This window comes from Bradyrhizobium sp. HKCCYLS2038 (genome assembly GCF_051167655.1).
Classification (GTDB): Bacteria; Pseudomonadota; Alphaproteobacteria; order Rhizobiales; family Xanthobacteraceae; genus Bradyrhizobium.
In genome coordinates this window covers 568,491-589,033 of record NZ_JBNPTM010000005.1, presented here as the reverse complement: position 1 = coordinate 589,033, position 20,543 = coordinate 568,491, and the positions used below count along the sequence as shown (strand labels likewise).

Here is a 20,543-nt window from a genome sequence, read left to right as displayed (position 1 = left end):
TGCCTCGCCGGAGCGGCAATGACATAACGTGATTCATAACAACAATACCGAAACTCGGGAGGTCTTGATGAAAAGATTGCTGCTGGCGGCCACCGCGCTGTCGCTCGCCGCCGGGTCTGCTGCAGCGCAATCGCTGCCGGACTTCATGAAGCAGTTGATCGCGGCGTGGAATACGCCGACCGAGCCGTTCAAGGTGATCGACAACATCTATTATGTCGGCACCAACGGGCTCGCCTCCTACCTCATCACCACGCCGCAGGGCCATATCCTGATCGACACCGTGATGCCGGAATCCACCGCGCAGATCGAGAGCAGCATCGGCAAGCTCGGCTTCAAGGTCGCCGACATCAAGTACGTCATCAACACCCACGCCCATATCGACCACACCGGCGGGCTCGCCCAGATCAAGCAGGAAACCGGCGCGCAGATGGTGGCTGGTGCCAAGGACGTGCCGCTGCTCGAAGGCGGCTTCTATCCCGGCCGTGAGGAGGAGAAGCACCTCAACTTCCCGCCGGTGAAGGTCGACCGCGCGGTGCGCGAGGGCGACACGATAACGCTCGGCGGCGTGACCCTGACCGCGCATGAGACGCCCGGCCATTCGCCAGGCTGCACCAGCTGGACCACCGACGTGAAGGACGGCGACGCCACGCGCAGCGTCATCTTCTTCTGCAGCGCCACCGTCGCGCTCAACCAGCTGGTGGGACGGCCGACCTATCCGGGCATCGTCGACGACTACAAGAAGACCTATGCCTGGGCCAAGAATGTGCATCCCGACGTGCTGCTCGCGCCGCACCCGGAGATGTACGACATGGCCGGCAAGCGGGCGAAGATCGCGGACGGCGCCCTCAACCCGTTCGTCAAGCCGGGCGAGTTCAACGCCTATCTCGACAAGCTCGAAGGGCAGTTCAACGACGGCCTGGCCAAGCAGACCGCTGCGCTGCAATCCAAGTAGTCATGACGGGCCGGCTGCCGCCAGCCGGTCCAGCGTAAATCCGGAGAGGTCGACGCGCGGCCTCTCGCCTTGCGCCATCGCCGCGAGCGCCTCGCCCACGGCCGGCGAATGCTTGAAGCCGTGGCCTGAGCAGGCCGAGGCATAAATCACGTTCGCGTCGCCGGGGTCGCGGTCGATGACGAAGCGGCCGCCGGGCGCATTGGTGTAGAGGCACACCGCGCTGCGTAGGCACCGCGGTCCGAGATCCGGCACGAACGGCCGGACATAGGTCTCATAGGTCGCTGCGATCTCGCCCGCCGTCACCTCGCGTGCGACGTGATCCGGATCGGTCTCGCCGGTCAGCACCTCATTGGCGATCTTCACGCCGTTGCCCGGCGAGCCGAGCCAGGGGAAGCCGTAGATGTCGGAGGCGGCGCGGTCGCGGCCGGTGACGTCCCAGATGAAGACCGGAGCATCAGGCCCGAAGCGCTGCGGGTTGGACAGGATCTCGAACCAGTACAGCACCTGCCGGGTGACGTTGACGCGACGGCGCAGCGGCGCCACCAGCTCGGTGATCCACGGCCCTGTCGTGACGATCAGCGTCGCGGCCGATGCGGTCGTGCCGTCGTCCATGGTGACGGTGAGCGCGCCGCCCGCGCGGCGGAACGATGTCACGCGCCGGCCGGTGAGCAGCGTTGCACCAAGCCGCATGGCGACCGCGAGCTCGGTGCGCACGCAGTCCTCGACCAGGAGATAGCCGCCCTCGCGGTCGAGAAAGGCGCGGTCGCCGGGCGCGGTGGCAAAACCCGGATAATCCGCGCGCAGCCGCTCCGGCGACAGCGTCTCGCCGTCGACGCCATGCAGCCGGGCAGCGGTCTCGATGTTGGCAAGGAACTGCGCGCTGGTGACGCCGTGCACCTCGCCGCCGTTTTGGCTCGGAATGAACAGGCAGCCGCATTGTTCGAACAGGCGGGCGCCGGTGTCGCGCTCCAGCTCGCGCCAGATCGCGTGCGAGCGCTGCGCCAGCGGCGTGTAGTCGACGCCTTCGCCGATCGCCGCGCGGGTGATGCGGGTCTCGCCATGGGTCGAGCCGAAGCGGTGCGGCGGCTCGAAGCGGTCGATGCCGAGCACGCGCCGGCCGGCTTTGGCCAGGTGCAGCAGCGCGGCGCTGCCGACCGCACCGCAGCCGATCACGATGACATCAAACTGCGGCATGCGTGTCCAACCAGCCCGGCGTCACTTTTTCTTCTTGCGCGACAGGAACGCCTTGAAGGCGCCGACCGCTTCCTCGGAGGTCATGCGCTCGGCGAACAGATAGGACTCCTGGTCGATGCGCCGGGTCAGTTCGTCCGGAGCGGTGCGGATCAGCTTGCGCCCGATCGCGACCGCCTCGGCCGGCAGCCGGCAGATGTCGCGCGCCACCTTGTGCGCCTCGACCTCGGTATGCCCCGGCGCGACCACCGTGTTGACGAAGCCGGCGATGTGCGCGTCCGCCGCGGTCATGCTGCGCCCCATCACCAGCATCGCGAACGCGCGCTGATAGCCCATCGTCTGCGGCATCAGCAGGCTCGAGGCGCCCTCCGGCACCAGGCCGAGATGGATGAAGGGGGTCGAGAACGTGGCCGTCGTCGACGCCAGCACGTAGTCGCAATGAAACAGCATCGTGGTGCCGATGCCGATGGCGACGCCATCAACGGCGGCGATGATCGGCTTGACGTTGTGGGCCAGCGAATACAGGAATTTCGTCGCCGCCGAGGTCCGCGCCGCCTCGCTGCCGGCATCGCCGGCCCGCAGGAAATCCTCCAGATCGTTGCCGGCGGTGAACACGCCGGAGCCGCCGGTGATGATGATGCAGCGAACCAGCGGATTGTTCTGCGCGGTGTCGATCGCATCGCTCATGCCGAGATACATCGCCTGCGTGATCGCGTTCTTCTTTTCCGGCCGCCGCAGCGTGATCGTCCGCGTCTCGCCTTCGTCGGTGACGATCAGATGGTCGGTCATGGTGTCCCCCGGGGTCTCGCTGTGCTGGCCGGCGTCGTCGTAGCCGGTCAAACTGGTCGGCGCCAGCCTACATCATCCGCCGTGCCCGCCAAGCGGACACAGCCGGCATCGATGCGGTGCATGAGGTCGCACCGGCGCAGAGTCCGGACACATGGTTGCCAAACCATGGCTGGCCGGTGGCAAATGCCTCGCGCTGTCCGGCGCGCCTCGCGCTGTCCGGCGCGCCTCGCGCTGTCCGGCGCGCCTCGCGGTCGCAACGCGCGGCTCAGCAGCCGCGGCAGATGCTCACCGCGCCGCGCCGCAACAGCCGGTCGTTCTCCTTGATGCGGGCACGCTGCAGCTTCTGCCGCGTGCGCTTCGACAGCCGCTCCGAGACATAGGGCCTGACATAGCGCGGCTGCGGGGCGGCCAATGAACCCGGCGGTCCAGACCGGTAGCTCGGCGTCACCGGCACCGGATCGGGACGCGGCAGTGGTGGCATGCGCGCCGCATTGCCGATCCCCGAAGGGTCGGCAATCGAATTGTTGAGCCCGTTGACGTTTGCCGGTCCCGGCGGAATGCCGCTGACGCCGGCGTCCTGCGCCCGCGCCGGCATTGCGAGCAGGGCGGCGATGACGCCGCAGCAGATCAGCCGCCATCCGCGTCGGCGCGGCTCCGACAGCGGTGAGCCTGGTCGGCGTAACACTTGATCGGGCGCGCCCATCGGCGTGGTCATCCGTTCGCGAGGGAGAGAGCAGCTAACGGCCGCGGCCGGAGTCCGGTTCCGCGTGCGGAATCACCGCGAGCCGTCGGAGTGCGGCGGGGCCGGCGGGGTCGGACTGGCCGAACTCTGCGGCCGCATCGTGGCGCGGCGGATGGCCTGCTCGAGCACGGCGAGGCGCGATGACATCTGACCGAGCTTTTCGTGGAAGACGCTCTGCACCGTGTGGACCGCCTGCTGCACCTCGCGCAGCGCATCGCGCTGCGTCTCGGCCTTCAGCGTCTTCATGTCGCTTTCGATCGCGGTGAGACGATGGTTCACGGCCATGATCGCCTCAGCGATCTCCTTCTGGCCTTCCTGCAGCGCGCGCACGTGATCGACCAGCCGCAGAAAGTCGGTGATCTCCTCGACCGTCTTGCCGGTGTTGCTACGGCCCCACATTCTTGACGGACCTCAGCAGATGTCTGACCGCGGCCAGATGCGCGTCGGGAGAGCCGAGCCGCGCCGACACGGCGTGCATCAGCTCCTTGCGCAGCTGCTGCAACTCGTCCTCCTGCTCGGTCCGATCGCTCGCGGCGTCGGGCGTGTAGTTCGCCTGCGGATAGGCGCTGACCTGACGCTCTGCGACCTGACGCTCAGTGACATGTCGCTCAATGGCCTGGCGCTCCATGTCGAGATAGGACGGACGCTCATAGGCGTAGACCGACGGCGCGCTGCGCGGCGGCGGCAGCCCCTTGAAGCGTGGTTCCGATGCGCGCGGATGACGCTCGATCGAATCGACGATGGCTGCGAGCGCGACGTCGAAATTGCTTTCGTCGGAATCTTCGAGCGCGAGTTCCATGGCCGATTTCTGCGATGAGGCCGATGTTGCGAGCGACGATTTCAGGTCGCGCAGCCGCTCGATGACCCCGCGCAATCGTGCGCCGAGTCCGGGCTTCGCGCTGACAGGGGTCCGCATCAACATCTTACTCTCCAGCCACTTAGCTTAGGCGAGCGGGGAAAAGCTTAGCAAGAGGTAGCACCGTCGCTGCCAACAGTTGTGTGACGGTAGCCGGAGCCGATGGGCCGGCGCTGATCGACCGGCAAGTGTGAGTCAAGGTGCATAGCGCGGCCACGAGGCGGGATCGGAACGATCCGGAACTTCAGCGGGGACCGGAACGGTCACTGCTGGCTTGCGTGCCGTGAAGGACGGGTCGCGCGTGCGCTGAGCCTGCGGGAGCAGGCCGACCGATCATGCCGGTGCGTCACGGAAGCGCAGCGAGAGGCCCATTCGGCGGTCTGACGGTAAGGAACAACCGTGTAGTGCGGCCGTTCGACCATGGTCTGCTCCCCCCAACGTCCGAGGCCTCCATGTATCACCACGTCAAGAAACTGATGTTCACCGTGCGCGTCGACGAGCCCGATCCGCGCTTCGGCAACATGCTGCTGGAACAATTCGGCGGCGCCAATGGCGAGCTCGCCGCCGCCATGCAGTACTCGATCCAGGGCCTCAACTGCGAGGATCCCGATCGCAAGGATCTGCTGATGGACATCGGCACCGAGGAACTGAGCCATCTCGAAGTCGTCGGCACGCTCGCCCGCATGCACCTGAAGCCGTCGAAATTCGACCGCGAGGCGGCCGAGGCCGATCCGCTCATCGCGATCTGCGGCGGTGGCGGCGTCAATCTGTTCAACTCGCAGGGCAACGCCTGGACCGCGGACTATCTCAAGATCACCGGCGAGCTCGACGTCGACCTGCGCAGCAACATCGCCGCCGAAGCGCGCGCCAAGATCGTCTATGAGCGTCTGATCAACTTCACCGACGATGCCGGCACCAAGGACGCGCTGCAGTTTTTGATGACGCGCGAGATCACCCACATGAAGGCGTTCGCGCTGGCGCTGGAGAGCATGAACAAGCCGGCCTTCAGCGTCGGCCGCATCGCGCCGACGCCGGGCCTGGTCGATCAGTTCTTCAACGACTCCACCGGGGCCGGCGATCACGGCGAGATCGACACCCGTGGCCCCTGGAACGAGGGCGGCGACTGGGTGTTCACCGAGTCTCCGGCGATACAGGCCACCGAGAACGGCGGCGCCGCTAACGCGATCGTCACCGAGAGCTCGCCGCCGGCCGATGAAGCCGGCCTCGGCGATCTCCTCATCGAGCAACTGCGCGACATTATTCATGCCGAGAAGCAGCTCACCAAGGCACTGCCGAAGATGGTCGAGGCTGCGCGCTTCGATCAGCTGCGCGAATTGTTCGAGCAGCATCTGGTCGAGACCGAGGCGCAGATCGAGCGCCTCAACGAGTGCTTCGAGCTGCTCGGCGAGAATTCGCGCGCCAAGCCGTGCAAGGGCATGATGGGCCTGGTCGAGGAAGGCCAGGAGGTCATCGAGGAGAGCGAGGACAAGGAGGATGCCGCCGCCGACCTCGCCTTGATCGGCGCAGCCCAACGCGTCGAGCACTACGAGATCTCGGCCTATACCACCGCCCGCAACCTCGCCTCCCAGCTCCGCCACAGCGCCGTCGTCGCACTGCTGGCGAAATCGCTGGCCGAGGAAGAGAACGCCGACCAGCTGCTCAACCAGGTCGCCCGCTCGCTGATGTCGGTCGCCAAGATGCCGGCCGCGATCGAGCAGGCGTGATTGGGGGGCGACGTACGTGCTCCTGTCCATCCGTCGTCATGGCCGGGCTTGTCCCGGCCATCCACGTCGTCCGGCATCCTGAGCAACACGTGGATGCCCGAGCCTTCGCCGCGCCGAAGCGGCTTCGGCCGCGCAGGCGGGACAAGCCCGGGCATGATGGAACAACTGATGAGCAGCCGCTGCTAGAAGCGATAGCACGAGTCCAAGCCGCGCTCTCGTCCTGGAGCGTCACTCACCATGAATACCGCACCAGGCCCTTGCCGCCATAGCTGCGGCTGATGCTGGCGAACTCGCCGTCGAATGTCAGCGCGGCCGACCAGTTGCTCAGCCACTTCATCTCGGCCATGGCGGTGACAAGGGCGCGGTCGGCGGCCTGCTGCGCGCCGTTGACGACGAAGCTCGCACCCGGCAGCGTCTGGAAGGTCGGCGTCAGCGTGCCGCCCGTGGTGTAGTCGTGCGCCCAGGCGAAGCGCCCGCGCAAGGTCAGCACGCCGTCGGGCATCGCGAACGCCTTGTCGGTGCGCAGGCCGAGCTCGCTGCGCGGCGTTGTCACGCTGCGCGCGCCATAAGCGAGCGCGAAGGTGTTGGCGCCGGCCACCGCCTGCTCGGCATAGGCCGGCAGGTCGTAGGTCGTGAACTGTCCGGCTGCGTAGGGCGTCAGGCCGATGCGCGCCGCCGGCCAGACCACGCGGTAGCCGCCTTCGAGACGCCCTGACCACGAAGTGGCCTTGAACTGTGCACGCAGCTGATCGATGCCGGCCACCGTCACGGTGCGGTTGGTGGTGACGTCCTGCCAGCCATAGGCAAGCGACGCGGTGATGTAGGCCGGGCCGATGGAGTGACGGACGAAGCCGCCCGCCTGGAACAGATCGGAGCGTCCCGAGCCCAGCGCGTTGGCGACGCTGAAGCTGGTGCCGCCCCCGGCCATGGCGAAGCCGGCCACCGTGCTCGGCGACAGCCGATAGTCGAAGCCGACCGCGGTGCCGTAGAGGTTGGAGGTGGTGGTGTTCGATCCGAGCGCGGCATTGCCGTCGGTGGTCTGCGAGCCGCCGAAGGCCGCGGCCCACACGCTCCAGCGCTGCGCGAATGGATCGGCCGGCCGCGCCTTGGTCAGCATCGCATAGGCTTCGCGCTCGGCGCCCTTGCGGCCGCGTCCCGTCGCCGCATAGGCATTCGCCATGTCGCCCTCGTCGGCGAAAGCCGGTGTGCCGCTCGGCGGCACGCCCTCGCCGCGGCCGGCGCCGAACGGATCGGTCAGCACGCCCATGAACTGCGTCATCGCGTTGAAGGTCGTCTGCTGCGAGCCCGTCGCGGCCTCGCCGGAGATCTGGCTGAGGCCCGCCGGCGTCAGCCCGCCGAACGACAGCGGAATGCTGCCATTGCTGTTGAAGTAGTTGATGATGGTGTTGGCGACGTTGGCCTGGTTGGTGTTGAAGCTGCCCGACGGCTGCGCGAAGTTCAGAGCGAGGTTGAGGTAGACGTTGTTGGCGTCATAGGAGAGGCTGGTGTTGAAGCCCGATGGCAGGTTGGTGCTGGTCAGTCCGGAGAAGGTGCCGGTGACGCCGCCGCTGGTCTGCACGATGGTGTATTGCTTGGCGACGTAGCTGCCGGCCGCGAAGTTCGCCGTCACGCTGGCGCCGCCGAGCGTCGCGGCCGCCGCGGTGGTCTTCGACGCCGAGGTCGGGTCGACCTGCACCAGGTACATCGCGCCACTCGCAAAGGCGAGGCTGCCCTGCACGGCGAGCGTCGTGCCGGCGACGCCGGAGCCCGGCGCCAGCGTGCCGCCGTTGGCGACCGAGACGCTGTTGATCGTGCCGATGCCGCCGAGCGTGGCGCCAGTGTTGACGGTGGTCGCGGAGTTCGCCAGCGTGCCGTTCACCAGCAGTGTGCCGGAATTGACGCTGGTCGCGCCGCTGTAGCTGTTGGTGCCGCCGAGCGCGAGCGTGCCGACGCCGGTCTTGGTGACCCCGCCTTCGCCGGCGATGTTGCCCTGCGTGGTCTGGGTGCTGCCGCCGAAAGTGGTGGTGCCGGAGTCGATCTGGAACGTCACGATTTGCGTGGCGCCGTTGATGTAGAGGTCCTGGCCCTTCGGCGCGGTCGGCGAGCCGCCGGTGCCGGCCTGCGTGGTGTTGCCGCTGAAGCTCGTCGAGGTTTTGACCGTCAGGGTCGCGCCGTCCATCACGAACACCGCGCCGCCATAGCCGGCGCCGCCGGAGCCCGGGCCGTTGTTGCCGAAGCCGCCGGCACCGGCACCATAGCCTGCCGCGCCTCCCACGCCTGCGACGCCACCGCTGCCGCCGCCGAAGCCGCCGCCGCCACCACCACCACCGAAGCCGCCGGCGCCGCCATCGCCGCCATCGTACGTGTTGGTCGCCGCGCCCGCACCGCCGCCGCCGCCGCCGGTCCCGCCGGCGCCGCCGGTGCCGCCATTGGAGATGTTGTTGCCACCGCCGGTGCCGGCCACGCCGCCCCCGCCCGGAAACAAGGTCGACGATGCGCCGACGCCGCCGGGGCCGCCGGTGCCGCTGCCGTTCGGTGGGGTGCCGCCGGTGCCGCCGTTCAGCGCGCCGCCGCCGGCGCCGCCGGAATTCGCACCGGACACGCCGCCATTGCCGCCGACCGCCGCGTTGTTGGTGAAGGTCACGCCGTCGATGGTGACGTTGGCGCCGGCCGCCACGAACAGTCCGCCGCCCGCGCCGAGACCGCCGCCGCCGCCGCCGTCACCGCCGCTGCCGCCATTGCCGCCGCGCGCGCGCATCGCGTTGATGGTCAGGTTCGAGATCGTCACGATCGGCGAATTGGTGCCGCTGACCTGGATGCCCTGATAGGTCGAGGCACCGTTGAGCGTGTTGTTGTTGCCGGTGATATTGACGGTGACGTTGGCGGCATTGGCCACCAGCTCGCTCAGCGAGCTCGACAGCGTGAAGCCGGCGGTGAAGTTGATGTTGACGGTCGAGCTCGCACCGGCCGCGGCGACCGCCGCAACGGCGGTATTCCAATCGGCTTGCGATGCGACGTCGAGCGCGCGTGCGCTGCTGCTGATCGCGATGAGCGCGGTGCTCGCGAGGAAAGCCATTCGCCAAGCGCGGCGCGCCCGATGCTGCGTGACGGATCTGGTGCGTGAAGGGGCGGCGATCATTTCCAACGACATCAATGCCTCGAAGACCGATCAGCAGTGCTGACTGCTGATGCGAAAACCGACTCTGAAATAGCCGGCCGAAGCTAGCGTCGCCGCTGCTGCAATTCACTCCTGAGTGTGACGAATTGTGTGCCTCCGTTGCGCCTTATTTACGATTGTTGCCGAGTGGCGACATGCTCTGCATGGAGGCTTGCTTCCGAGCGGTATCGAGAGAGTGTTTTGGTACCATCCTGCTCGTTGTATCCGTAGTTTTACCGGTGTGCGCGACACGGCTGATGGCTCGGTGTCAGGAGAAGGAGGCGACCGGATTCGGCGCGCAATCAGTCTCCACGTCGTGATGCCCGCAGGACACCGTCGCTGCCCGGAGCCCAGTCGCGCGCGGCCTTGTTCGTGAAGGCTGTTCAGGCCTCTGAGTCTCGTCGGACCAATGACCTCGTCGGGCGCAAATTGTGACAGTCCCACATTGTCTCGCCGGATGGCGCTGAATGTGTGATCCTGCTTTCGCTCTATTCCGTGTAGCTCCGCCAGCGCTCCACGCGGCGGACATGCACCGGGGTCAGGCAGCGGCGTGCGCGGTTGATCTGGGCGTCGGTGGCGCCGCGGCTGCGCGCATACATCTCGGCGACCTCGGCGGTGTACTTCTCGACGTAGTAGCGCACCTCCGAGCACGACATCCGCGTCTCCGCACCGGCCTCGTTGGCCGCCTGCACCTCGGTTCCCATCGCCAGCACCAGCAGCCCCGCGCCGATCACCGCCCGCATCGTCTTCCTCCCCATCTGTCGTGGCTAGCTCTCAACAGGCGTGACTCGGTGGGCGCGCGCAAATTAACAATGACGGGCGCGTGACATCGCGGGCGCAGTGTTGCTTCATGGTGTCACCAGCGTGATGGATTTGCATCGGTTGCAACCGACGCCATGGCCGAAATGGAACGAGCGCCGTTGCCAATCTGCTGCGTCGCGCTCTAGTCTTCAGGCCGCATGACCTTCGTTCTCTCTCCTCAGTACACCACGCAATTCAGCGACGCCGGCGCGGTCCGCATTGCCGCGGCGCTCGACGCGGACGCGCTGCGCGCTCTGTTCGACGCGCTCTCCGGCCACGCGCCGGCGCAGGCCGGCACACGCCTGTACGGCGTCGCGGCGCTCACGCCGTTTCTCGCTGCTGACGGGCCTGTCGGCGGCACCGCAGCCGCGCTGCTTGGCGCTGCCGCGCGCCCGGTGCGAGCCGTCTATTTCGACAAGACCGCCGCGTCGAATTGGGCGGTGCCGTGGCATCAGGACCGCACCGTCGTGGTCCGCGAGCGCATCGAGGTCACCGGCTTCGGCCCGTGGACCATCAAGGGCGGCCTGCAGCACGTCGCACCGCCGATCGAGGTGCTGGCGCGCATGCTGACCTTGCGCGTCCATCTCGACGCGGTGCCTGCCGCCAACGCGCCGCTCCTGATCGCCCCCGGCTCGCACCGCCTCGGCCGCATTGCGGAAGCCGACGTTCCCGCCGTGGTGGCGCGCTGCGGCACGGACGTGTGCCGCGCCGAGCCCGGCGACCTCTGGCTCTATGCGACGCCGATCCTGCATGCATCAGAACCGTCGGCGCATCCCGGCCACCGCCGCGTGCTGCAGGTCGATTTCGCCGCGGATGAGTTGCCGGGCGGTCTGGAATGGCTCGGCGTCTGAAGCGATAAGCGTCTGAAGCGATAAGGGAGTAGGGCGGATTAGCGCCAGCGTAATCCGCCATTTCACGAGCGGTGTCATGGCGGGTTACGCTGGCGCTAACCCGCCCTACGCGCGCTGCCGACGAGCGGGCCGCGCCCGTTATTTGCCGAGGATCTTCTCCGCGGCAGTCACGATGCTGACCGTCGGATGCTCTGCGCAATAGGTGCCGAACTTCTTGGCGTTCGCGACGAACTCCTCGGTGTCGAACAGCGCTTCGTCCTGGTCGCCCTTGTACCAGCCGTCCAGCCAGATCAGGACCATCTTGATGGTGTCGTCGCCGCTGTCGACGAACTGCTTGCAGCTCATGGTCGAGAGATCGAGAACGACGGCGGACGCCGGCGCGGACGAGAACATGAGCGCAGCGGCAAACAGCGGGGCGATGACGAATTTCATGGTCGGTCTCCGAATGAATGTGATGAAAAGCAACGAACTATGCAGGGTGTTACCAATCCGTTCGCGAGTTGCGACGATTTGATTCGCCGCGATCGCGTCCGCACGGTGGCTTAGAACTGGCTGGATCGATTCCGGATGTCAAGGACGACACCAGGCACGCGCCAGGCGCGCCGCACGTCCGGCGATTCCGCCTGCCGCAGGCCGGCGGTTGCCGATTGACCTGCTCGTCGGGCAAATCAGGTCTTGCCGGAAAAACCTGTCAATCGGTTCTGAAAAACAGAATTCACTTGCCGAATTCGCCAAATCAGCATTATGGTCCGCGCATCCCGTTGCACGGTAGGGGACGGTTCGCGGTCGTCACGGACGTTGGCTGCGGGTATGCGGTGGACGCGGGCGGCGTCGTGTTCTTTGAAGCACGGACGAACGCTCAGCTCGCGGACGGTGAAGGCGTGTGGTTCTGATACTCCGACGCTAGTATCGAGTGCGATGTGCGTAAAGCGCATTGCGCGACATGGTGGCCAGAAAGCCGGCGCACCAGGAAGAGCGCGCTATAGACCGTTAAAACCATCGCGCGGGGAAGGCCGGGTCTGTCCGGCTGTACCTGTGGTGACTGCCGCCTGCTTTTTTTCTGCAGGCGGGCCACGGGCCTCAGCCGAGGTCCGGCCTTCCTCGCGCCCTCCACTTGGAGAGGGCCGGACTTATGGGCACCACTCGGGCGCGGAGCGCGTCGCGAGAACGGATGCTCGTTTCCTCGATCATCCCTCATGCTGTTTCAGAGTGTGGATCAGTGTTGCCCCTTGCGTCATTGCGAGCGGAGCGAAGCAATCCAGGGTCGAGCAAGGACTCTGGATTGCTTCGCTGCGCTCGCAATGACGGAGTGTTGGGCAGGAGGCGAGCCACAAACTCACCTGTCGTCCCGGACAAGCGCGCATCGCGCGCGCAGATCCGGGACCCATAACCCCAGGGAGGAGTGCGGGGCACGATGCAGGACCAATCTCGCCAGCCACGACCGCCGGTGAGTCTGGGTCCCGGCTCAAGGCCGGGACGACACGATTTGTGTGGCGCGCAGTCTCGCGCCGTCAGCACGTTGTGTGGCGCGAGCCCTCACGCCACCAGCACTGCGTCGGCGGCGAGCACTGCGTCGGCGCCGTCGGTGACGGTCTTTTCCAGCGACGGCGCCTGCACGGCGAAGGTCTCGGCGAAGAAGCGGGCGAGGGCGACGTGACGGGCGCCTTCGCTCTCGTTCTCGCTGCGCGCGGCGAGCGCCTCGTTGGCGAGCATGCAGCCGCCGAGCGCGGAGCCGAACAGGCGCAGATACGGCGTCGCGCCGGCCAGCGCATCGTTCGGGCGGGTCGCCAGCTTTTCCAGCAGCCAGCGGCTGGAGCGATCGAGCGCGCCGAGTGCGTCGCGCAGCTTGGCGCCGGTGGTGCCGAACGCCGGATCGTTCGAGGCCTCGACGCGGCGGACGATGTCGGTGAGTTCGTCGAGCAGCTTGAACACCGAGGCGCCGCCATTGGCGCCGAGCTTGCGCGTCACCAGGTCGATCGCCTGGATGCCGTTGGTGCCTTCGTAGATCGCGGTGATGCGGGCGTCGCGATAGTGCTGCGCAGCGCCGGTCTCCTCGATGAAGCCCATGCCGCCATGGATCTGGACGCCGAGATAGGCGACCTCGTTGCCGATGTCGGTGGAGAACGCTTTCGCAATCGGCGTCAGCAGCGCGCCGCGCGCGGCGGCATCAGCGCGGACGGCCGGATCTTTTGCACGCGCCGCGACGTCGAGCGCCACGGCGGTGGCGTAGCAGATCGAGCGCGAGGCGGCGGTGAGGACGCGCATCTGCATCAGCATGCGCTTGACGTCAGGATGGGCAATGATCGCGTCCGAGCCGGTGCCCTTGCTGCCGACGGCGCGGCCCTGTTTGCGCTCCTGCGCGTAGCTCAATGCCTGCTGATAGGCGCGATCGGCGACGCCGACGCCTTCGAGGCCGACGCCGAGCCTAGCCTGGTTCATCATCGTGAACATGCAGCGCATGCCGGCATTCTCTTCGCCGACGAGATAGCCGATGGCGCCGCCAGCGTCGCCCATGGTCATGGTGCAGGTCGGCGAGGCGTGCATGCCGAGCTTGTGCTCGACGCCGCTGGCATAGATGTCGTTGCGGGCGCCGAGCGAGCCGTCCTTGTTGACGAGGAACTTGGGGATGAGAAACAGCGATATGCCCTTGGTGCCGGCCGGCGCGTCCGGCAATCGTGCGAGCACGAAATGCACGATGTTGTCGGTCATGTCGTGCTCGCCATAGGTGATGAAGATCTTCGAGCCGGTGATGCGGTAGCTGCCGTCGGCGGCGCGCTCGGCGCGGGTGCGGAGCGCACCGACGTCGGAGCCGGCCTGCGGCTCGGTCAGCTGCATCGTGCCGGTCCATTCGCCGGAGATCAGCTTGCCGAGATAGATGTCCTTCAGCTCCTCGCTGCCATGGGCGTCGAGCGCCTCGATCGCCGACAAGGTCAGCAGCGGGCACAGGCCGAAAGCGACGTTGGACGCGCTCCAGATCTCGGTGCAGGCGGCGTTGATGGCGAGCGGCAGGCCCTGGCCGCCATGCGCCTCCGGACCGGACACCGCATTCCAGCCGGCCTCGGTCCAGCGCTTGTAGGCATCGGGCCAGCCCGGGGCGGTCGTCACCTTCTTGTCGGCGAGCTTGATCCCATGCTTGTCGCCGATCTTGTTGAGCGGCGCGAGCACGTCGGTCGCGAACTTGCCGGCCTCTTCGAGCACGGCGGTGGTGATATCAGGATCGAAATCGCCGTAATGGCCGGCTTCGACCGCCGCCTTCAGCCCGGCGCCATGGTTGAGGGCGAGCAGCATGTCGTTGAGCGGGGCGCGATAGGTCATGGCGGATCCTCAGGGGCTCGAGATGGCCGGTTTGGCCGCCGTCATCCCATGAAACCGCCCGGGTCTCAACTTTTTCGCATCCGCCTGCGGCGGGGCGCCCTGGCGGCCTCGGGCGGCCGGGATAAAGGCTTGCCGGCATTGACGAATTGGCCCAGCCTGCGGATCACCGCGCAGGCCAGCAAAATTCCTCCGGCGCAGCGGTTGAAATGGACGGGCGCGCTCGGTAGACCACGGGCGCCGATCCGGAATCGCAGAGGCGTTCGCGCGCGGGGCGATCCGGCTGATCTGATGGGGCGTAGCCAAGCGGTAAGGCAGCGGATTTTGATTCCGCCATTCGGAGGTTCGATCCCTCCCGCCCCAGCCAGCTCGCTCTCTCACCGGAGAGATCTCGCGGGATCACCCGGCAAGCTCGGGCTGTTTTCGACTCACGTTTGCGTCGGCTTGGTCGCTGCAGCTTCCCAGCCTGGCTCGACAGGGACCATGTACCAGGTGGTCAGCACGACTTTCGAAAACAGCCAGCGGCCGTTTTCTCTGACATATTCGTCATCGAAACGGCCGCCGACCATGAGGCTCTTGCCGTTGAGGACAGGGCGCCCGTCGAGATGGCTGTAGCCCCTGCCGTGGTCGCCATCGATCTCGACGACATGCGCGTGGATGAACTGGCGCGCCCATTTGATCGGGAAATTGAGGAAGAAGTCCCGGATGGCCTCGCGGCCGGTGACCGACGGGCGACCGCCATAGGAGACGGTTGCATTCTCCGCAAACAGGTCGGCAAGATCGGCGACACGCTCCTGGTTGACATATTCATGGTAGGTGCAGCGCAGTGTTCGGATCGCCTCGCGATCGTCGTGTTCGGCAACGCGTTTCTCGAGCGCCTCGAGCCTGGCTCTGAGGTCGGCGGTCTCGTCTGAATTGCTCATGGTCCATCCGTCGGCGCAACGAGGCCGTCTGGTGAGAGGTGCGGGTGATCACTGATGATGTTGCGGAGCCGCTCCTCGACGCGGAGCCGCACCGCTGGATGCGGAAGAATGTAGAATTCTTCGTCGTGGATGGCCTGCATCGTCATCCTGGCCACATCGGCGGCGCTGACCTCGGAGGCTTCCATTCCCGCCCTGACGCGCTGATCATAGGCTGCAGTGTCGGGGTTCGTTGCAGCCAGATGTGCGGGGCGATGCCGGCCTGAGTCGGCGATGGCCGTCTTGACGAGCGAGGGGCACAGCACGTTCACCTTGAGAGCAGAGCCGGCGAGCTGAAGGTCCTTCGACAGGCACTCGGACAAGGCGACGACCGCGTGCTTGCTGGCGCAGTACACGCCGGAGCCGGCAACGGCGGTCAACCCCGCAGCCGAGGCCGTGTTGACGATGTGGCCCTGCTCGCCCGCGGCCATCATGCGCGGGACGAAGCTGTGAATGCCGTGGGCGACGCCCAGGAGGTTGACTCCGAGCACCCAGGTCCAGTCTTCGGGCGTTGCCGACCAGACCGGGCCGAGCGCCGCGACGCCGGCATTGTTGAAGAGCAGGTGAACGTTGCCGAACGCGTCAAAGGCGAGATCGGCGAGGCGCTGGACCGCCTCACCGTTGGACACGTCGCACTGCGCCGTGCGCACGGCGATCCCGCTCGGCATCAGGGCTTTCGTGGCTGATAGCCCGTCGCGATCGAAGTCAGCGAGAACGAGCGTCATGCCTTGCGCGGCGCAGGCGGCAGCCAGCGCACGGCCAATGCCGCTCGCAGCGCCCGTGATCACCGCGACCTTGTCCTTAAGCTGCTTCATGCCGCGCTGATGCCGCCGTCCACGGTGAACACCGATCCGGTGATGTAGCTCGCGGCGGGCGAGGCCAGCAGCAGGCTGACGCCGGCAATCTCGTCAGGCATCCCAAGCCGGTTCATCGGCACCATGGCCTGGATGGGCGCGGTCGCAGCCTCGTCCAGCAGGCGGCCGCCGCCGAGCCCGGTCCGGAAGAAGCCGGGGGCGATGGCATTGACCTTGACGTCGTAGGTGGCGAGTTCGAGTGCGGCTTGCCTGACCAGGTTCACCACCGCGGCCTTGGCGGCCGCATACGCATAGGCGGTCGCCGGCGAGCCTCGCAGTCCTCCGACCGAGGCCGTGACCACGATCCGGCCGCTGCGCTGCGCCTTCATGTGACGCGCCGCTGCCTGCATGGTCGCGAATGCGCCGGTCTGGTTGATGGCGACAATGTCGTTCCACGCCGCGAGATCGACGTTCTCGATGTGGCCCTGCGGCAAACGAATTCCTGCGCCGCCGCTGATGCCGGCATTCGCGAACATCACGTCGAGCCGGCCCTTGCGCGCGACGATGTCATCGACCGTCCGCCGGATCGCGTCCGGCTCTGCGACATCGACCGCCACGACCTCGGCGCCCGGGATGATCTCCTCGCCGATCCGCCTCAGGTCCTTCTCGTTCCTGTCGAGCAGGACCACTTCGGCACCGTTGGCCGCCATTGTCCTGGAAATGGCCAGGCCAAGTCCGCTCGCAGCGCCAGTCACGATGATGACGAGGCCCTTGACCGTGAAGAGCTGCTCGGCCGTCAGCGACATGGGGTCTCCTCGTTTCGGCATGGCCGGCGCCGCATCGTGACGGCGACAGGAGACAAGCGCAGTTCATGGCCGAGACTGTCGCAATCGCGACAATCGATCCTCAAAATCACGCTAGCTTGGGGGCGCGGCCCGGAAGATGATGCTGCGCATCATGTTCGCGTGGCGTCATGGCTGCAGCGATGGCCTTCGTCCAAACGCCCGCCTAGTTCTATACCGAGCGGATCTTGCGCGACTTCTTCGAAGCTCGCTTTCTCCACGGGGTGGTCCTCCATCTGACGTATCAGTATTCCTCGGCGAAGCACGGCCAGGTGATGGCAACCGTCATGTCGGCAAGGCGATGAGGGAGCCGTTTGGGGAAAGCGAGCACCGGTATCTGGCGAAAACGAAGAGAAAGGACGCAAGTCGATGATCATCGTCGTGGGATCGGTGGATGGGATTGGCGAAAGCTTTGACCGTCTGTTGAAGGTCAGCCTGGAGCACGTGCATCGCTCGCGTACGGAAGACGGCTGCGTGGAGCACATCGTGCAGGTTGATTGCGAAGATCCCCATCGCCTGCGGTTTTTCGAGCGCTGGCGCGATGCCGCGGCGCTGAAGGCGCATTTTGCCCGGCCGGAGTCGCGGACGTTCGTGAAGGAGGTCGGCAAACTTTGCGCGAAGCCGCCCGTCATGACCATCTATGAGGCCGAGGAGACATCGATCTAACGCCGGCTGGCCAACGAGGGGGACGCGCACCGGTGTACCGGTCCGGCGGCTTCGGGCCTAGGCGGGCACTGTCGTAGGGCCGCCTCGATTGATTTCCGCGACACTGATATGGGATTCACAAGGTCGCGACAGCGACAGATCCCGTCTTCATGTGGCGACGAATGAACAAAGCGGTCCTCAAGGCTGTTCTGCGCAAGAACAAGTGGTTTGCCGGCCTTTCCCCCTCATTGGCCGACAGCATCCTTCGGCTGGGTCGCATCCGAACCGTGGACAACGCCCTGGTCTACTCGGCAAGCGACTCGCGGGACGGATTGATCGCGCTGGTGTCGGGCCAGGTGCGATTGACCAGCTTCTCGCTGTCCGGCAATCCGTCGTTCCTGCTGATCTCCTCGCCCGGGTCGTGGATCGGCGTCACTTCGGCGCTGGACGGGCGTCCCTATGGCTACGACGCGTTCGCGATCGGGAAGGCCGTGCTGTTTCACCTGAGCCAGGAGCGCTTCGAGGCCCTCATCTACGAGAACCAAGAATACTACTCTGCGTTCGTGAGAATGGTCTGCGATCATCTGCGCGTCTCGATGCAGAACCTGATCATCGTCCGCAACCGGCGTCCGCTTCATCGGCTTGCGCAGGAATTGCAGCGGCTCGCAGAGCGTCACGGGCGGCAAACCAAGAACGGGCTGGTCATCGACCTGCGCTTGTCGCAGGAGGACCTTGCCGTGATGATCGGCGTCGGACGACAGACGATCAATCGTCTGCTCAAGAGTCTCGAGCAGGATGGGATCGCGACTGCGAAGTACGCCTCGGTCACGATCCACGATCTCGACGCGATCGAACGTCTCAGCCTCGGCGATGATGCGGAAGGTTAGGCCCGAACCGGGCCGCCGGCGGATACGTCCAGACGTGGAGCGCCGTTCGGCCTGGTGCAGCTCAAGACGCGATCTCGATCATGATCTTTGCCGGGCGCGCAGGAACGATCCGTGCGTAATGCCAGTTGAAACATCATGGTTGGAAGAGACACGCGCGACCTGCGCTCCGGCGCCTATGATCCCGTCAGCAAGGACGGGCTGCCGCAGCCGCAACAGGTCAAGGACGAGACGACGCCCCGCCAGCGGGAGCAGTGGGGCGCCGACGTGCGCGCCGCGCCGTTGCCGGGGACCGAGCCGGTGCTTCCGGAAGGCCTCACGCGCGAGCGGCGCGATCCGCTCAATCGCAAGACCGGCCGCCGCGACACGCAGTAGCGCCGCGACGGCCGTAGCAACTTACTTAGCCGCGATCACCATGATCTCGACGGTGTATTGCGGCGCCGCGAGGCCGGCCTCGACGGTGGCGCGCGCCGGGGTGTTGCCGGCGGACACCCAGCCGTCCCACACCGCATTCATCTCGCCGAAGGTCTTGATGTCGGTGAGATAGATCGTCGCAGACAGCAGCTTCGACTTGTCGGTGCCGGCCTTGGCGAGATGGCCGTCGATGATGGCGAGGATTTCCTCGGTCTGCTTGGTGACGCTCTCGCCGGCCGTCTTCTGCGCCACGACACCGGCCAGATAGACGGTGTTGCCATGCACGACGACCTGGCTCATGCGCGGGCCGACTTCGAAACGCTGGATGGACATCAGGACAACTCCTCAGAAGGTCAATTCGGGGCCTCTCCCTAGCGCGTGCAGCGCGGTCGCGCCAGTCGGTGCGGGCTGCTTTATCGTCCCCGGCCGGGATGCGACCTTGCGTTGCCGGTCCGGCGGCAGCACACGGCAGGCGGTATCGAGGCCGGCCGGCCGCACGCGGCTTCGTCGCGCTGCGGCGCGCCGCTGCCCAGGGCTGAGGCGCGCAGGGAGCGTTTTCCGCGCTTGCACGCATATTTGAGACATGAAACATTCCGCGCGAGGTTCCTTTTTGGACATAACGGAGGGGCGTGATGCGGAAGACATGGATGCTGGCGGCGCTGGCTGTGATCGCGGTGGCGACGAGCGCAGGACCGACGCTGGCGCAGCAGACGATCCGCGTCGGCTGGACCATTCCGGCGGAGGAATCGAAATACTGGATGATGAAGCGGCCGAGCGAGTTTCCGGATCTCGGCAAGACCTACAACATCGAGTGGACCCAGTTCCAGGGTACGGCACCGATGACCCAGGCGCTCGCGGCCGGCGCGCTCGACTGCGCGACCCAGGCGCCGCTGTCGCTGTCCAACGGCGTCGTCGGCGGCGGCCTCAAGGCCTACATCGTCGCCCAGCACGTCTATGAGAAGCCCGGCGGCTTCTCGGTCTATTGGGCCGTGAAGGACGATTCGCCGATCAAGACCATCGCCGATCTCAAGGGCAAGACGGTCGGCATCTCCGTGATCGGCGGCGGCACGCAGGGGCCGTTCAACATGCTGCTGAAGCAGGCCGGGCTCGATCCCGCCAAGGACATCAAGCTGGTCGAGGTCGGCTTTGCGGTGTCGGAGGATGCGCTGCGCCAGGGCCGCGTCGATGCCGTCAACATGAACCAACCGTTCGCCGCGCGCGCCGAGGCCAAGGGTGGCACCCGCAAGCTGTTCCAGCTCTCCGAGGCGATGCCGAACATCGTCCACATCCTGGAAGCCTGCCGCGCCGATTTCGTCGACAAGAACCCGGAGCTGGTGAAGGCCTATGTCCGCGACATCACCACCGGCATGAAGAAGGCGCTCGCCAATCGGGACGAGACGCTCAAGGTCGTGTCCGAGGTGATGAAGGCGCCGGTCGCCGTGATCGACACCTATCTGCTCAAGGACAATGATTTCGGCCGCGACCCGGTGGCTGCACCGAACTTCCCGGCGATCCAGAAGATGCTCGACATCTATGCCGAGACCGGCATGCTGCCGAAGCTCGACGTCGCCCAGTTCAAGCATCCCACGATCGTCGCGCCGATCCAGTAATCGGCGCCTCGCGGAGTTCG

The 20,543-nt window shown here is 66.4% G+C and carries 20 protein-coding genes and 1 tRNA gene; 8 read left to right on the top strand and 13 right to left on the bottom strand.

The window, feature by feature from the left end:
- Positions 1–67: 67 nt before the first annotated feature.
- Entirely contained in the window at positions 68–952 is an 885-nt protein-coding gene (bla, locus tag ACQR1I_RS24535; RefSeq protein WP_434868048.1) for a subclass B3 metallo-beta-lactamase, read from the top strand.
- On the opposite strand, the gene solA is transcribed toward bla, so the two are convergent.
- From solA to ACQR1I_RS24510, 5 genes are all read right to left on the bottom strand, one after another.
- Positions 953–2,146, bottom strand: a complete 1,194-nt coding sequence (solA, locus tag ACQR1I_RS24530; RefSeq protein WP_434868049.1) for an N-methyl-L-tryptophan oxidase — start codon at positions 2,144–2,146, stop codon at positions 953–955.
- Positions 2,147–2,167: 21 nt separating this feature from the next.
- Positions 2,168–2,932, bottom strand: coding sequence for an enoyl-CoA hydratase-related protein (locus tag ACQR1I_RS24525; RefSeq protein WP_434868050.1), 765 nt, complete (start codon positions 2,930–2,932; stop codon positions 2,168–2,170).
- A 265-nt stretch (positions 2,933–3,197) separates the two neighbouring features.
- Entirely contained in the window at positions 3,198–3,647 is a 450-nt protein-coding gene (locus ACQR1I_RS24520) for a hypothetical protein (protein WP_434868051.1), read from the bottom strand.
- A 60-nt stretch (positions 3,648–3,707) separates the two neighbouring features.
- Entirely contained in the window at positions 3,708–4,073 is a 366-nt protein-coding gene (locus ACQR1I_RS24515) for a hypothetical protein (RefSeq protein ID WP_434868052.1), read from the bottom strand.
- On the bottom strand, positions 4,060–4,596 hold the full coding sequence (locus ACQR1I_RS24510; RefSeq protein ID WP_434868053.1) for a hypothetical protein: 537 nt from the start codon (positions 4,594–4,596) through the stop codon (positions 4,060–4,062). The genes ACQR1I_RS24515 and ACQR1I_RS24510 overlap by 14 nt, the downstream gene beginning before the upstream one ends.
- A 386-nt stretch (positions 4,597–4,982) precedes the next feature.
- Here ACQR1I_RS24510 and ACQR1I_RS24505 point away from each other — a divergent pair, with 386 nt between their 5' ends.
- Complete coding sequence (locus ACQR1I_RS24505) at positions 4,983–6,254, top strand: DUF892 family protein (protein ID WP_434868054.1); 1,272 nt, start codon at positions 4,983–4,985, stop codon at positions 6,252–6,254.
- Between the two features lie 232 nt (positions 6,255–6,486).
- Here the strand turns inward: ACQR1I_RS24505 and ACQR1I_RS24500 are convergent, their stop codons facing one another.
- On the bottom strand, positions 6,487–9,330 hold the full coding sequence (locus ACQR1I_RS24500) for an autotransporter domain-containing protein (protein WP_434868055.1): 2,844 nt from the start codon (positions 9,328–9,330) through the stop codon (positions 6,487–6,489).
- A 569-nt stretch (positions 9,331–9,899) separates the two neighbouring features.
- Positions 9,900–10,115: a hypothetical protein gene (locus tag ACQR1I_RS24495; protein ID WP_434868439.1), complete on the bottom strand. Its 216-nt coding sequence runs from the start codon at positions 10,113–10,115 to the stop codon at positions 9,900–9,902.
- A gap of 255 nt (positions 10,116–10,370) precedes the next feature.
- Between ACQR1I_RS24495 and ACQR1I_RS24490 the strand changes: the two genes are divergently transcribed.
- The gene (locus tag ACQR1I_RS24490; protein ID WP_434868056.1) at positions 10,371–11,063 is read left to right on the top strand and encodes a phytanoyl-CoA dioxygenase family protein; all 693 of its coding nucleotides are present in this window, start codon (positions 10,371–10,373) and stop codon (positions 11,061–11,063) included.
- A gap of 138 nt (positions 11,064–11,201) precedes the next feature.
- Here the strand turns inward: ACQR1I_RS24490 and ACQR1I_RS24485 are convergent, their stop codons facing one another.
- Both ACQR1I_RS24485 and ACQR1I_RS24480 read right to left on the bottom strand, forming a co-directional pair.
- The gene (locus tag ACQR1I_RS24485; RefSeq protein WP_434868057.1) at positions 11,202–11,495 is read right to left on the bottom strand and encodes an HdeA/HdeB family chaperone; all 294 of its coding nucleotides are present in this window, start codon (positions 11,493–11,495) and stop codon (positions 11,202–11,204) included.
- A gap of 1,104 nt (positions 11,496–12,599) precedes the next feature.
- The gene (locus tag ACQR1I_RS24480; protein ID WP_434868058.1) at positions 12,600–14,378 is read right to left on the bottom strand and encodes an acyl-CoA dehydrogenase; all 1,779 of its coding nucleotides are present in this window, start codon (positions 14,376–14,378) and stop codon (positions 12,600–12,602) included.
- A 289-nt stretch (positions 14,379–14,667) separates the two neighbouring features.
- On the opposite strand from ACQR1I_RS24480, the gene ACQR1I_RS24475 reads away from it, so the two are divergent.
- A tRNA-Gln gene (locus ACQR1I_RS24475) sits at positions 14,668–14,742 on the top strand.
- Between the two features lie 61 nt (positions 14,743–14,803).
- Here the strand turns inward: ACQR1I_RS24475 and ACQR1I_RS24470 are convergent.
- From ACQR1I_RS24470 to ACQR1I_RS24460, 3 genes are read right to left on the bottom strand one after another with little or no spacing between them, the layout of a single operon-like run.
- On the bottom strand, positions 14,804–15,298 hold the full coding sequence (locus ACQR1I_RS24470) for a nuclear transport factor 2 family protein (protein WP_434868059.1): 495 nt from the start codon (positions 15,296–15,298) through the stop codon (positions 14,804–14,806).
- Positions 15,295–16,149: an SDR family NAD(P)-dependent oxidoreductase gene (locus ACQR1I_RS24465; protein ID WP_434868060.1), complete on the bottom strand. Its 855-nt coding sequence runs from the start codon at positions 16,147–16,149 to the stop codon at positions 15,295–15,297. The genes ACQR1I_RS24470 and ACQR1I_RS24465 overlap by 4 nt, the downstream gene beginning before the upstream one ends.
- Complete coding sequence (locus ACQR1I_RS24460) at positions 16,146–16,934, bottom strand: SDR family NAD(P)-dependent oxidoreductase (protein WP_434868061.1); 789 nt, start codon at positions 16,932–16,934, stop codon at positions 16,146–16,148. Before ACQR1I_RS24460 ends, ACQR1I_RS24465 begins: the two co-directional genes overlap by 4 nt.
- A gap of 405 nt (positions 16,935–17,339) precedes the next feature.
- Here ACQR1I_RS24460 and ACQR1I_RS24455 point away from each other — a divergent pair, with 405 nt between their 5' ends.
- From ACQR1I_RS24455 to ACQR1I_RS24445, 3 genes are all read left to right on the top strand, one after another.
- Positions 17,340–17,636 carry a putative quinol monooxygenase gene (locus ACQR1I_RS24455; RefSeq protein WP_434868062.1) on the top strand — a complete coding sequence of 99 codons (297 nt, stop codon included), beginning with the start codon at positions 17,340–17,342 and terminating at the stop codon, positions 17,634–17,636.
- Between the two features lie 161 nt (positions 17,637–17,797).
- Positions 17,798–18,502, top strand: coding sequence for a Crp/Fnr family transcriptional regulator (locus ACQR1I_RS24450; protein ID WP_434868063.1), 705 nt, complete (start codon positions 17,798–17,800; stop codon positions 18,500–18,502).
- Positions 18,503–18,637: 135 nt separating this feature from the next.
- Positions 18,638–18,874: a hypothetical protein gene (locus ACQR1I_RS24445; RefSeq protein ID WP_434868064.1), complete on the top strand. Its 237-nt coding sequence runs from the start codon at positions 18,638–18,640 to the stop codon at positions 18,872–18,874.
- Between the two features lie 21 nt (positions 18,875–18,895).
- On the opposite strand, the gene ACQR1I_RS24440 is transcribed toward ACQR1I_RS24445, so the two are convergent.
- On the bottom strand, positions 18,896–19,246 hold the full coding sequence (locus ACQR1I_RS24440; protein WP_434868065.1) for a RidA family protein: 351 nt from the start codon (positions 19,244–19,246) through the stop codon (positions 18,896–18,898).
- A 299-nt stretch (positions 19,247–19,545) separates the two neighbouring features.
- On the opposite strand from ACQR1I_RS24440, the gene ACQR1I_RS24435 reads away from it, so the two are divergent.
- Entirely contained in the window at positions 19,546–20,523 is a 978-nt protein-coding gene (locus tag ACQR1I_RS24435; protein WP_434868066.1) for an ABC transporter substrate-binding protein, read from the top strand.
- Positions 20,524–20,543: the final 20 nt, after the last annotated feature.